Genomic DNA, 12,441 nt, shown 5'->3' on the forward strand with positions numbered 1-12,441 from the left:
ATACCCGGACTGGTCAGAGAGGCGCAGCGCAATGGCAGGTGGTACCAAACGGTTGCCCCGTGCCGTGCGCGAACAGCAGATGCTGGACGCTGCCGTCCAGATGTTCTCGGTCAACGGCTATCACGAGACGTCCATGGATGCCATCGCCGCCGAGGCGCAGATCTCCAAACCGATGCTGTACCTGTACTACGGCTCCAAAGAGGATTTGTTCGGCGCGTGCCTGAACCGTGAGATGAACCGGTTCATCGGCGCGTTGCGCGCTGACGTGGATTTCACCCAGAGTCCAAAAGACCTGCTGCGCAACACCATCAGTTCGTTCCTCAGATACATCGACGAGAACCGCGCGTCGTGGATCGTGATGTACACCCAGGCCACCAGCTCGCAGGCGTTCGCGCACACGGTACGCGAGGGCCGCGAGCAGATCATCGAACTGGTGGCGGGATTGGTCCGCGCCGGCACCCGCAGCCCTGCCACGGATACCGAAATCGACATCATGGCAGTGGCTTTGGTGGGTGCGGGGGAGGCGATCGCCAACCGGCTGAGCACCGGCGACACCGATGTCGACACCGCGGCCCAGATGATGATCGATCTGTTCTGGGCGGGGTTGCGCGGCGCCCCGGCCGATCGTGACGCCGGCACCAGCTAGGTCTGGGTTCGCACCCCGACGCGACCTCGACTTCTTCTGTGCCGTCGTCATCGTCGGGCTGCTGGCCGGCCTGGCCGGGTTGGCGACGACGGTGGTGCTGCGGTCGGTCGAACACCTCACGTATCACTACACTTTCGGTTCGCTGTTGGACGGCATCACCGGCAGCAGCGCGGTGCGTCGGGCACTCGCGCCGATGATGGGCGCGGGGTTGGCCGGCCTGGGGTGGTGGCTGCTGCGCCGGCGCGCCGGGGTGCCACCGCTGGCCGGGACCATCGCCCGCCATGAGCGAATCCCACGTCTTACCTGGAGCGTCGACGCGGTGCTGCAGATCGTGCTGGTCGGCTCGGGTGCCTCGCTGGGCCGGGAGGGCGCGCCGCGCCAATTCGCCGCTGTGTTGAGCGATTTGGGCACCGGGTGGCTGCGAAGGTTGTCGCCGGGCGACCGCGAGATCCTGCTGGCGTGTGCGGCCGGGGCGGGGCTCGGTGCGGTCTATGCGGTGCCGCTGTCCGGGGCGCTCTTCACCCTGCGCATCATGCTGAACACCTGGCGGTTACGGGCGATGGGCGCGGCGTTGCTCACCTCCGCGCTTGCTGTGGCGGTCGGCTCGCTGCTCACCCATAACCGTCCCGAGCTGGATTGGCCACGCGCCGAATCGAATTATCTCCTCAGTGCGCATGCGCTGGCATTGGTGCCGGTGGCTTTCGCGGTGGGATGGGTCTTCAACACAATCATCGCTGCGGCGCGGCCGGCCACCCTCATCCGGTCGTGGCTGCTGATCCCGGGACTCGCCGCCGCCGGACTGCTCACCGGAATCTGCTCCCACTGGTGGCCGCAGCTGCCCGGCAACGGCAGGAGCATCCTGTCGATCAGCCTGGCCAGCGGGCTGACGCTGGCGTCGGCGGCGGTGCTCCTGGTGTTGAAACCGCTTCTGACAGCGCTGTTTCTGCGGGCCGGAGGTGCCGGCGGCCTGCTCACGCCGTCCCTGGCCACCGGGGCGGCGGCGGGTACGGTGTTGGTGCTGACGCTGAATGCGGTGTTCGGGACGCACTGGCACGGCCCGGTCAATTCGCTCTGCGGGGCCGCCGGCGTGCTGGCGGTCACCCAGGGCTCACCGGTGTGGGCGGCGCTGTTCGTCTGGGAACTGGCGCACCCGCCGATCCGGATGCTGTTGGCCTTCGCGGTGACCGCCGTCGGCGCCCACGCGCTTTAGACATTCGTGCTCGGACGCCGACTGCCGCACCGCGACCAGCGTGCGGGGTGAACCCGGGCTAGAGCGGCCTCAGCGACCCGGTCAGGTGCGGGTAGCCCTTGGACAGGTTGCGCAGGGACAACTCCCAGCCGCCCTCAGCTTCCTCGACGTACAACCCCACGCTGGCCGGCAGCAGGATCGGTTTGCCGAAGCGCACCGAATACCGCACCGCATCCGGCACTTTGTTCTCGATGTTCGCCAAAACCGCTGCTGCACTGAACATTCCGTGCGCGATGGAGGTCGGGAAACCGAACAGTTTGGCGGCGAGGCCGCTGGTGTGGATCGGATTGAGGTCACCGCTGACCACCGCGTAGCGCCGGATCTGGCTGGGCGAAATCCGCAACACCGTCGACGCCGGGGGCAGCTTGGGCTGCTTCTGCGGCGGCGGTTTGGGTTCGTCGGACAGGCTGGTGCGCTGCTGGTCCAGGAAGGTGGTCACCTGGTGCCAGGCCAGTTCGTTGCCGACGTGGACGTCCGTCAACAGGTCGACCAGCAATCCCTTGCGGTGCTCCCGCAGGTTCTCGGCGTGGACCTGCACGCTCACCGTGTCGGTCACCGCGATCGGCCGGTACTGGGTGATCTCGTTCTCGGTGTGCACCGATCCCATTGCGGAGAACGGGAAGTCGAACCCGCTCACCAGCGACATGATCGACGGGAAGGTCAGCGCGAAGGGGTAGGTCAGGGGCACGTTGTTGCCGTACCGCAACCCGGTGACCGCGGCGTAGGCCGCCACATTGGACTGGTCGATCGACAACTCCTCGACCGTCACGGTGCGGTCGGGCAGCTTGTCCGAGCGGGGCACCACCGGCAGCGCCCCGGCCACCGCGCGCAGCATGTTCGTCAGACCGCTTGGTTGACTCATCTGGATCAAGCCCCGATCATGGCTTGGCCGCAGACGCGAATCACGTTGCCGGTCACCGCATTTGACGCCGGGTTGGCGAAGTAGGCGATGGTCTCCGCCACGTCGACGGGCTGACCGCCCTGCAGCAACGCGTTCAACCGGCGACCCACCTCGCGGGTGGCCAGCGGGATGGCCGCCGTCATCTGGGTTTCGATGAAGCCCGGTGCCACGGCGTTGATCGTGATGTCCTTCTCGGCGAGCACCGGTGCCAGCGCCTGGGTGAGGCCGATCATGCCGGCCTTGGTGGTGGCGTAATTGGTCTGACCGCGGTTGCCGGCGATCCCGGCCATCGACGACAGGCCGACTACCCGGCCGCCCGCACCGATCGTGCCGCCGTCGATCAGGCCTTCGGTAAGCCGTTGCGGGGCAAGCAGATTGACCGCCTGGACCGAGTCCCAACGCCCGTCGTCCATGTTGGCCAACAACTTGTCGCGGGTGATCCCGGCGTTGTTGACCAGGATGTCGGCGTGGCCACCGTGGTGATCGCGCAGGTGTTCGGTGATCTTGTCGACGGCGTCCTCCGCGGTCACGTCCAGCCACAGCGGGGTGCCGCCGACGTTGTTGGCGGTTTCGGCCAGGGCCTCCTCGGCGGATTCGACGTCGATCGCGACGACGCGGGCACCGTCGCGGGCGAACACCTCGGCGATCGTGCGACCGATGCCGCGCGCGGCCCCGGTCACCACGGCGACCTTGCCGTCCAGCGGCTTGTCCCAGTCGGCCGGCGGCGTGGCATCCTCGGCTCCGACGTAGAAGACCTGGCCGCCGACGTAGGCGGACTTGGCCGACAGGATGAACCGGGCGGTGGATTCCAGCCCGGTGGCCGCCGGCTTGGCGTCCGGCGCCAGGTACGCCAGGTTCACGGTGGCCCCGTTGCGGACCTCCTTACCCAGCGACCGGGTGAACCCCTCCAGCGCGCGTTGCGCGATGCGTTCGTCGGTGCTGCTCGCGGCCTCCGGCGTGGTGCCGATCACGAGCACGCGCGCGTTCGGTTCGAGATTGCGCAGCAACGGCGTGAAGAACTCGTGCAGCGCCTTGAGGTCGGCCGGTTTGGTGATGCCCGTGGCGTCGAACACCAGGCCGGCGAACTTGTCCGCCCAGCGACCGCCCAGATTGTTGCCGAGCAGATCGTAGTCGCCGTCTAGCGCCGCCCGCAGCGGCTCGACCACCCGGCCCGCACCGCCGATCAGCAGCGGTCCGGCCAGCGGCGGGTCACCCGGACTGTAGCGGCGCAGCGGCTCGGGCTGCGGGACGCCGAGCTGCTTGGCCAGGAACGATCCGGGTCCGGAGTTGACGACCTGGGAGAACAGGTCCGGCGAACGCTTGGTGGCCACTGGGTTGCCTTCCGTGTCAGGGACGAACTTACTTCCGAGTAAGAACAGTGAGTAGTATTGCCTGCTGAGCCGGGTACCCCAAAACTAACCCCCACACGAGCGCCGACACACGGAGAAAATAATGGCCACTGGAAGTTCTGAGTCGAGACAGCGCGTCGTTGTGCTGGGCGGCAACCGTATCCCGTTCGGCCGCTCAGACCGGAGTTATGCCGAAGCCTCCAACCAGGACATGTTCACCGCCGCGCTCGGCGGCCTGGTGGACCGGTTCGGGCTGAGCGGTGAGCGGCTCGGGGCCGTGATCGGCGGCGCGGTGCTCAAGCACAGCCGCGACTTCAACCTGATGCGCGAATGCGTCCTGGGCTCCGACCTCTCCCCGGAGACGCCCGCCTTCGACATTCAGCAGGCGTGTGGAACCGGCCTGCAGGCCGCCATCGCCGCCGCTGACGGGATCGCCGCCGGCCGCTACGAGGTGGCCGCCGCCGGCGGTGTGGACACCACCTCGGACGCGCCGATCGCGCTGGGCAACGAGCTGCGCAAGACGCTGCTCAAGGTGCGTCGGGCCAAATCCAACGTGCAGCGGGCCAAGCTGCTGGGCGCGCTGCCGGCCAACCTCGGGTTGGACCTGCCGGCCAACAGCGAACCCCGCACCGGGCTGTCGATGGGGGAGCACGCCGCCATCACCGCCAAGGAGATGGGCATCAAGCGCACCGACCAGGACGAGCTGGCCGTCGCCAGCCACCGCAACATGGCCGCGGCCTACGATCGTGGCTTCTTCGACGACCTGATCACGCCCTTCCTCGGGCTGTACCGGGACGACAACCTGCGCCCGGACGCCAGCGTGGAGAACCTCGCCAAACTGCGTCCGGTCTTCGGGGTCAAGGCCGGCGACGCGACGATGACGGCGGGCAACTCCACTCCGCTGACCGACGGCGCGTCGGTCGCGCTGCTCGCCAACGAACAGTGGGCTTCCGACCATTCGCTGTCGCCGCTGGCCTATTTCGTGGACGCCGAGACGGCCGCCGTGGATTACGTCAACGGGCACGACGGCCTGTTGATGGCGCCGACCTACGCCGTGCCCCGGCTGTTGGCCCGCAACGGGCTGAGCCTGCAGGATTTCGACTTCTACGAGATCCACGAGGCCTTCGCCTCGGTGGTGCTCGCGCACCTGCAGGCCTGGGAATCCGACGAGTACTGCAAGGGACGGCTGGGTCTGGACGCGGCACTGGGTGCGGTGGACCGGTCCAAGGTCAACGTCAACGGGTCGTCGTTGGCCGCCGGGCACCCGTTCGCGGCCACTGGCGCACGGATCCTGGCCCAGACCGCCAAGCAACTTTCGGAGAAGAAAGCCGAGCAGCAGGGTGGCGGCCCGGTTCGGGCGCTGATCTCGATCTGCGCCGCCGGGGGACAGGGCGTCGCCGCGATTTTGGAGGCCTGACGCGGCGCACTTGGGCCACCGAAAACATCCGAAAAGATTATTTTGTCGGAGTTTTGGTACTGGAGGCTGTGGGTATCCGTGGGTCCGGATAGCCCCGTGTTGTGGTCTGACCCCCCGACCCCGACGGCAACGCGGGGCAATCCTTGGTCGACCGCCGGTCAGCGGAGACGGGCGAACGAAAAGGGCCGCCGCTGGAATGAGGGGATCCAGCGGCGGTCTTTTTACATCCGGCCCGCGAGCCTGCACCCACGGCATCGAGACTGAACGTAGGCGCCCCACCCCGGCGTGTCGTCGGCGTCAGTTCAGTGTCGGCGCAACCGGGCTGAGACCCAGAACGCGAAAACCCCCGCCGAAGCGGGGGCTGTCACGCGAAGACCTGCTCAGAAAGCGGCTTCGTCCAATTCCATGATGTCGTTGTCCAGGGTCTCGATCACCTCGCGGGTGCTGGTCAACAGCGGCAGGAAGTTCTTGGCGAAGAACGCCGCCACCGCCAGCTTGCCCTCGTAGAAGGACCGCTCGGAACCGGTGGCCCCGGCGTCCAGCGCCTCGATGGCCACCGCGGCCTGGCGTTGCAGCAACCAGCCGATGATCAGGTCGCCGACGCTCATCAGGAAGCGCACCGAACCCAGGCCCACCTTGTACAGGCTGGTGACGTCCTCCTGCGCGGCCATCAGGTAGCCGGTCAGGCTGGCGGCCATCGCCTGGACGTCGGTCAACGCCTTGGCCAGCAGCGCTCGCTCACCCTTGAGCCGGCCGTTGCCGGCCTCGCTGTCGACGAACTTCTGGATCTCGCCCGACACGTGGGCCAGGGCCACACCCTTGTCCCGAATGATCTTGCGGAAAAAGAAGTCCTGCGCCTGGATGGCAGTGGTGCCCTCGTAGAGCGAGTCGATCTTGGCGTCCCGGATGTACTGCTCGATCGGGTAGTCCTGCAGGAAGCCGGACCCACCGAAGGTCTGCAGGCTCTCGGTGAGCTTGGCGTATGCCTGCTCGGAGCCGACCCCCTTGACGACCGGCAACATCAGGTCGTTGATCTTGGCGGCCAACTCCGGGGTCACGCCGTGCACCGCCTCGGCCACCGCCGCGTCCTGGAAGGTGGCGGTGTACAGGTACAGCGCGCGCAGACCCTCGGCGTAGGCCTTCTGGGTCATCAGCGACCGGCGCACGTCCGGGTGGTGGGTGATGGTGACCCGGGGGGCGGTCTTGTCGGTCATCTGGGTCAGGTCGGCACCCTGTACGCGGGACTTGGCGTACTCCAGCGCGTTCAGGTAGCCGGTGGACAGCGTGGCGATCGCCTTGGTGCCCACCATCATCCGGGCCTGTTCGATCACCTCGAACATCTGCGCGATGCCGTCGTGCACCTCGCCGACCAGCCAGCCCTTGGCGGGCACATCGTGCTGGCCGAAGGACAGCTCGCAGGTGGTCGAGATCTTCAGGCCCATCTTGTGCTCGACGTTGGTGACGAAGACCCCGTTGCGCTCACCGGGTTCGCCGGTCTCGAAGTCGATCAGGAACTTGGGCACGAAGAACAGCGACAAGCCCTTGGTGCCGGGTCCGGCTCCCTCGGGGCGCGCCAGCACCAGGTGGAAGATGTTTTCGAACATGTCGTCGGAGTCGGCGGAGGTGATGAAGCGCTTGACGCCGTCGATGTGCCAGGAGCCGTCCTCTTGCTGCACGGCCTTGGTCCGGCCCGCACCCACGTCGGAGCCGGCGTCCGGCTCGGTGAGCACCATGGTCGAGCCCCAGCCGCGCTCGGTGGCCAGCACCGCCCACTTCTTCTGCTCCTCGGTACCGAGGTGGTAGAGGATCTGCGCGAAGCCGGCGCCGCCGGCGTACATCCATACCGCCGGGTTGGCACCCAGGATGTGTTCGTTGAGCGCCCACATCAGGGATTTGGGCATCGGCATGCCGCCGAGCGCCTCGTCGAGGCCGGCTTTGTCCCAGCCGGCGTCCATCACGGCCTTGACCGACTTCTTGAACGACTCGGGCAGCGTCACCGAGTGCGTCTTCGGGTCGAAGACCGGCGGGTTGCGGTCACCTTCGGTGAACGAGTCGGCGACGGGTCCCTCGGCCAGGCGAGCCATCTCCGCCAGCATTTCGCGGGCGGTGTCGGCGTCCAGGTCGCTGAATTCGCCTTGACCCAGCGCCTTGTCGACGCCGAGCACCTCGAACAGGTTGAATTCCTGGTCGCGGACGTTGCTCTTGTAGTGGCTCACTACGGTCCTCCTCATTGAGAATGCCACCTGTGGTTGGGTACCAGGACTGGGCTCGCCTAAGTTACCCACCAGTAACGGTTCTAAATATACCCGTCGGTAACTTGATCGCAAGCGAGTGTGAGCTAAATTTCACCGGCTAACTAACCAACCAGTTGGGATGGCGCTGAGTGCATCCCTGGCAACCATCCTCACCTGCGACGATGATGGGTCTGATGAACAGTGTGGGGAGCGTCACGGCCCTGCCCGTGGTCGATCTACGAGCCGAGCCGCCGGTGCTGCGTGCGGGTCTTCGCGACGTCGCACACCGGGTCGGTTTCTGCTATCTGACGGGGCACGGCGTCCCCGGCGAGCTGTCCGCTCGGGTGCTGGATGCGGCGCGCCGGCTGTTCGGGCTGCCGCAAGCAGACAAGGATGCCGTCGCGATGGTGCGCAGCCCACATTTCCGCGGCTACACACGGCTGGGCGGTGAGCTCACCCGCGGCGAGACCGACTGGCGCGAACAGATCGACATCGGTCCGGAGCGCCCGCCCGTCGGAGGTCCCGGCCGCCCCGACTATCTGTGGCTGCAGGGTCCGAACCAGTGGCCGGCCGCGCTGCCCGAACTGCCCGGGATCATCGCCGAATGGGACGCCGCACTCGCGCAGGTGTCGCGCACGCTGCTGCGGCACTGGGCGGCCGCACTGGGCAGCCCGGCCGGGATATTCGACGCGGCCTTCGCCGAGGCCCCGGCGACGCTGATCAAGGTCGTGCGGTACCCGGCCAACCCGGCCGGTGCGCAGGGGGTGGGCGCGCACAAGGACTCCGGTGTGCTCACGTTGCTGCTGGCCGAGCCGGGCAGCCGCGGCCTGCAGGTGCGTCCTGCGGACGCGGCGGGCTGGGTCGACGTGCCCCCGCTGGACGGTGCCTTCGTCGTCAACATCGGGGAGCTGCTGCAGTTCGCGACGGGCGGCTACCTGCGCGCAACCGAGCACCGGGTGAATTTGACCGACGCCACCGCCGACCGGATCTCCGTGCCGTACTTCTTCAATCCTCGTCTGGACGCCCAGATTCCCGTACTGACGCTGCCCCCGGACCTGGCCAGATCGGCCCCGCCGGCGGTGCAGGATCCGTCCGACCCGATTCACCCGGTCTACGGCCGCAACGCCTGGAAGAGCCGGCTGCGCGCGCACCCCGACGTGGCTGCCCGGCACGGATACCGCGCCGGGTAGGCTGCGAAAACGAGAATCCCGTTCTCGGCTCGAGGAGCGAATGAAGTCCGGTGAACTCCCACAACAATCTGACCCCGACGTCGCTACGTGAGGCATTCGGTCACTTCCCGACCGGGGTGGTGGCCATCGCCGCCCACGTGGACGGGGTGCGGCACGGTTTGGCGGCCAGCACCTTCGTCCCCGTTTCGCTGGAACCGCCGTTGGTGTCGTTCTGCGTGCAGAACACCTCGACTACCTGGCCGAAGTTGAAGGACGTGCCCTCACTGGGCATCAGTGTGCTGGGCGAGGCGCACGACGCGGCGGTGCGGACGCTGGCCGCCAAGACCGGCGACCGGTTCGCCGGGTTGGAAACGGTGGTCAGCCAGAGCGGTGCCGTCTTCATCAAAGGCACCGGCCTCTGGCTGGAAAGTGCGATCGAGCAGCTGATACCTGCTGGGGATCACACTATCGTGGTGCTGCGGGTCAGCGAGGTCACGGTCGATCCAGACGTGGCGCCGATCGTGTTTCACCGCAGCGAACTGCGCCGGCTCGGCATCAAGTAGCTGCGCGGTCTAGGTCGGCGAGCGGTCGGCAAGTCTTTCCCGGAGACCCTGGATACGCTGCTCCATCTCGGCGGCGTCGGAGTCCCGACCTTCCTTGCGGGCCGCGTCCACCCGGGTGGAGAGCTCGTCGATCGCGGTCTTGATCTCGTCAATGCTGGTGGGATCTAGCATCCCCATCGCATACCCGAAGGCGCTACGGGCCTAACCCCGGCAAGTCTCAGCGTCGGAACAGCTTGTTGCCGAGCCACACCACCGGGTCGTATTTGCGGTCCGCGACCCGCTCTTTCATCGGGATCAGGGCGTTGTCGGTGATCGTGATGTGCTCCGGGCACACTTCGGTGCAGCACTTGGTGATGTTGCAGTAACCCAGACCGAAGTCCTCCTGCGCCATGTCGCGCCGGTCCACGGTGTCCAGCGGGTGCATGTCGAGTTCGGCGATGCGCATCAGGTAGCGCGGCCCGGCGAATTCCTGCTTGTTCTCGTCGTGGTCACGGATCACGTGGCAGACGTTCTGGCACAGGAAGCATTCGATGCACTTGCGGAACTCCTGGGAGCGCTGCACATCGATCTGGGCCATCCGGTACTCGCCCGGCTGCAGTTCCTTCGGCGGCGCGAACGACGGGATCTCGCGGGCCTTCTCGTAGTTGAACGACACGTCGGTCACCAGGTCGCGGATCACCGGGAAGGTCCGGATGGGGGTGACGGTGACGACCTCGTTCTCTTCGAACGTCGACATCCGGGTCATGCACATCAGCCGGGGCCGGCCGTTGATCTCCGCCGAGCACGATCCGCATTTGCCGGCCTTGCAATTCCAGCGCACGGCCAAGTCGGGCGTCTGGGTCTGCTGCAGGCGGTGGATGACGTCGAGCACCACCTCGCCCTCGTTGACCTCGACCGTGTAGTCCGCCAGCGCGCCGCCGGCCTCGTCGCCGCGCCACACCCGCAAGCTCGCGTTGTATGCCATTACGCTCTCCGTTCCGGATGCTCAGCGAGCTCGTCGTCGGTGTAGTACTTCTCGAGTTCAGCGATCTTGAACAATTCCAGCAGGTCTTGGCGCATCGGCACCTGCGGTTGCCGCTCGATGGTGATGTGCGCGTCGCCGTCACCCTGCGCCTCGCGGCATACCAGCAGCGTCTTGCGCCACCCCGAGTCCATGCCGGGATGGTCGTCGCGGGTGTGCCCGCCGCGGCTCTCGGTACGCTGCAGCGCAGCCCTGGCCACGCACTCGCTGACCAGCAGCATGTTGCGCAGATCGACTGCCAGGTTCCAGCCTGGGTTGTACCGTCGCTGTCCCTCGACCTGCACATTCTGGTATCGCGCCCAGAGTTCCTTCAGCAGCGTCAACGCCTTGGTGATCTCGTCCTCTTTGCGGATGATGCCGACCAGGTCGTTCATCACATGCTGCAGGTCCGACTGCAGCGCGTACGGGTTCTCCGGAGCCGAGCCATCGGTCGGCCCCTGGAAGGGCTTCAGGGCCCGCTCGGCGGCGGCGTCGACGTCGTCGGGCGAGACCGACGGACGGCTGCTCAGCGCCCGCACATAGTCGGCTGCCCCGAGTCCGGCGCGCCGGCCGAACACCAGCAGGTCCGACAGCGAGTTGCCGCCCAGGCGGTTGGAGCCGTGCATGCCGCCGGAGCATTCACCGGCGGCGAACAACCCCGGCACTTTGGCCGCGCCGGTGTCGGCGTCGACCTCCACCCCGCCCATCACGTAGTGACAGGTCGGCCCGACCTCCATCGCCTCCTTGGTGATGTCGACCTCGGCCAGCTCCATGAACTGGTGGTACATCGACGGCAGCCGCCGCTTGATCTCCTCGGCGGTGAGGCGGGACGCGATGTCGAGGTAGACCCCACCGTGCGGACTGCCGCGGCCGGCCTTGACCTCCGAGTTGATCGCGCGCGCCACCTCGTCGCGGGGCAGCAGGTCCGGGGTGCGCCGAGCCGAGTCGTTGTCCTTGAGCCATTGGTCGGCTTCTTCGGCTGTCTCGGCGTACTGGCCTTTGAACACCGGGGGGATGTAGTCGAACATGAAGCGGGTGTCCTCGGAGTTCTTCAGAACTCCGCCGTCACCGCGCACACCCTCGGTGACCAGGATGCCCTTCACACTTAGCGGCCAGACCATGCCGGTCGGGTGGAACTGGACGAACTCCATGTTGATCAGCGTGGCACCGGCCCGCAATGCCAGCGCGTGACCGTCGCCGGTGTACTCCCAGGAGTTCGAAGTCACTTTGAACGACTTGCCGATTCCGCCGGTGGCCAACACCACTGCCGGTGTCTCGAACAGCACGAAATTGCCGGTCTCGCGCCAATAGCCGAATGCTCCGGCGATCGAGTCGCCGTCTTTGAGTAGATCGGTGATGGTGCACTCGGCGAACACCCTGATGCGCGCGTCGTAATCGCCGAACTCGGCGTAGTCCTCCTGCTGCAGCGAGACGATCTTCTGCTGCATGGTGCGGATCAACTCCAGGCCGGTGCGGTCACCGACGTGCGCGAGCCGGGGGTAGGTGTGCCCGCCGAAGTTCCGCTGGCTGATCCGGCCGTCCTTGGTGCGGTCGAACAGCGCGCCGTAGGTCTCCAGCTCCCAGACCCGGTCGGGTGCCTCCTTGGCGTGCAGTTCCGCCATCCGCCAGTTGTTCAGGAATTTCCCGCCGCGCATGGTGTCGCCGAAGTGGGTCTGCCAGTTGTCTTTCGGGTTGGCGTTGCCCATGGAGGCGGCGCAGCCGCCCTCGGCCATCACCGTGTGGGCTTTACCGAACAACGATTTCGACACCACCGCGACCTTCAGGCCGCGTTCGCGCGCTTCGATGACCGCGCGCAACCCCGCGCCGCCGGCTCCGATCACGACCACGTCGTAGGCGTGCCGTTCGACCTCAACCATGAGAATTCCTCGCTAAGTTCTGTGATAGATGAATCG

The 12,441-nt window shown here is 66.9% G+C and carries 11 protein-coding genes; 5 read left to right on the top strand and 6 right to left on the bottom strand.

The features are described 5' to 3' along the window. The first annotated feature begins 31 nt into the window (after nucleotides 1-31). Both AC5Y3Z_RS23820 and AC5Y3Z_RS23825 read left to right on the top strand, forming a co-directional pair. Nucleotides 32-646 carry a TetR/AcrR family transcriptional regulator gene (locus AC5Y3Z_RS23820; RefSeq protein ID WP_463828675.1) on the top strand — a complete coding sequence of 205 codons (615 nt, stop codon included), beginning with the start codon at nucleotides 32-34 and terminating at the stop codon, nucleotides 644-646. Next, on the top strand, nucleotides 627-1,856 hold the full coding sequence (locus AC5Y3Z_RS23825; protein WP_473140219.1) for a chloride channel protein: 1,230 nt from the start codon (nucleotides 627-629) through the stop codon (nucleotides 1,854-1,856). The genes AC5Y3Z_RS23820 and AC5Y3Z_RS23825 overlap by 20 nt, the downstream gene beginning before the upstream one ends. 58 nt (nucleotides 1,857-1,914) lie before the next feature. Here AC5Y3Z_RS23825 and AC5Y3Z_RS23830 read toward each other — a convergent pair whose 3' ends face one another. After that, nucleotides 1,915-2,757, bottom strand: a complete 843-nt coding sequence (locus AC5Y3Z_RS23830; protein WP_473140220.1) for a MaoC/PaaZ C-terminal domain-containing protein — start codon at nucleotides 2,755-2,757, stop codon at nucleotides 1,915-1,917. A 5-nt stretch (nucleotides 2,758-2,762) separates the two neighbouring features. Continuing rightward, entirely contained in the window at nucleotides 2,763-4,127 is a 1,365-nt protein-coding gene (locus tag AC5Y3Z_RS23835) for a 3-oxoacyl-ACP reductase (protein ID WP_473140221.1), read from the bottom strand. Nucleotides 4,128-4,248: 121 nt separating this feature from the next. Here AC5Y3Z_RS23835 and AC5Y3Z_RS23840 point away from each other — a divergent pair, with 121 nt between their 5' ends. Beyond that, nucleotides 4,249-5,562 carry an acetyl-CoA C-acetyltransferase gene (locus AC5Y3Z_RS23840; protein WP_473140222.1) on the top strand — a complete coding sequence of 438 codons (1,314 nt, stop codon included), beginning with the start codon at nucleotides 4,249-4,251 and terminating at the stop codon, nucleotides 5,560-5,562. Between the two features lie 380 nt (nucleotides 5,563-5,942). Here the strand turns inward: AC5Y3Z_RS23840 and AC5Y3Z_RS23845 are convergent, their stop codons facing one another. Beyond that, nucleotides 5,943-7,778: an acyl-CoA dehydrogenase gene (locus tag AC5Y3Z_RS23845; protein WP_463828680.1), complete on the bottom strand. Its 1,836-nt coding sequence runs from the start codon at nucleotides 7,776-7,778 to the stop codon at nucleotides 5,943-5,945. Nucleotides 7,779-7,990: 212 nt separating this feature from the next. On the opposite strand from AC5Y3Z_RS23845, the gene AC5Y3Z_RS23850 reads away from it, so the two are divergent. Beyond that, on the top strand, nucleotides 7,991-8,986 hold the full coding sequence (locus AC5Y3Z_RS23850; RefSeq protein ID WP_473140223.1) for an isopenicillin N synthase family dioxygenase: 996 nt from the start codon (nucleotides 7,991-7,993) through the stop codon (nucleotides 8,984-8,986). A gap of 50 nt (nucleotides 8,987-9,036) precedes the next feature. Continuing rightward, the gene (locus AC5Y3Z_RS23855) at nucleotides 9,037-9,528 is read left to right on the top strand and encodes a flavin reductase family protein (RefSeq protein WP_473140224.1); all 492 of its coding nucleotides are present in this window, start codon (nucleotides 9,037-9,039) and stop codon (nucleotides 9,526-9,528) included. 9 nt (nucleotides 9,529-9,537) lie between these two features. On the opposite strand, the gene AC5Y3Z_RS23860 is transcribed toward AC5Y3Z_RS23855, so the two are convergent. From AC5Y3Z_RS23860 to AC5Y3Z_RS23870, 3 genes are read right to left on the bottom strand one after another with little or no spacing between them, the layout of a single operon-like run. Beyond that, nucleotides 9,538-9,699, bottom strand: a complete 162-nt coding sequence (locus AC5Y3Z_RS23860; RefSeq protein ID WP_463828714.1) for a hypothetical protein — start codon at nucleotides 9,697-9,699, stop codon at nucleotides 9,538-9,540. A 46-nt stretch (nucleotides 9,700-9,745) separates the two neighbouring features. Next, entirely contained in the window at nucleotides 9,746-10,492 is a 747-nt protein-coding gene (locus AC5Y3Z_RS23865) for a succinate dehydrogenase/fumarate reductase iron-sulfur subunit (protein WP_473140225.1), read from the bottom strand. Continuing rightward, on the bottom strand, nucleotides 10,492-12,405 hold the full coding sequence (locus AC5Y3Z_RS23870) for a fumarate reductase/succinate dehydrogenase flavoprotein subunit (protein WP_463828684.1): 1,914 nt from the start codon (nucleotides 12,403-12,405) through the stop codon (nucleotides 10,492-10,494). Before AC5Y3Z_RS23870 ends, AC5Y3Z_RS23865 begins: the two co-directional genes overlap by 1 nt. Nucleotides 12,406-12,441 lie beyond the last annotated feature (36 nt).

It is taken from the genome of Mycobacterium sp. NGS61, from assembly GCF_059812325.1.

Bases quoted from the DNA above. Each gene is read 5' to 3' on its own strand.
- AC5Y3Z_RS23870 (WP_463828684.1), bottom strand. From the start codon at position 12,405: ATGGTTGAGGTCGAACGGCACGCCTACGACGTGGTCGTGATCGGAGCC.
- AC5Y3Z_RS23850 (WP_473140223.1), top strand. From the start codon at position 7,991: ATGAACAGTGTGGGGAGCGTCACGGCCCTGCCCGTGGTCGATCTACGA.
- AC5Y3Z_RS23860 (WP_463828714.1), bottom strand. From the start codon at position 9,699: ATGCTAGATCCCACCAGCATTGACGAGATCAAGACCGCGATCGACGAG.
- AC5Y3Z_RS23865 (WP_473140225.1), bottom strand. From the start codon at position 10,492: ATGGCATACAACGCGAGCTTGCGGGTGTGGCGCGGCGACGAGGCCGGC.
- AC5Y3Z_RS23830 (WP_473140220.1), bottom strand. From the start codon at position 2,757: ATGAGTCAACCAAGCGGTCTGACGAACATGCTGCGCGCGGTGGCCGGG.
- AC5Y3Z_RS23820 (WP_463828675.1), top strand. From the start codon at position 32: ATGGCAGGTGGTACCAAACGGTTGCCCCGTGCCGTGCGCGAACAGCAG.
- AC5Y3Z_RS23840 (WP_473140222.1), top strand. From the start codon at position 4,249: ATGGCCACTGGAAGTTCTGAGTCGAGACAGCGCGTCGTTGTGCTGGGC.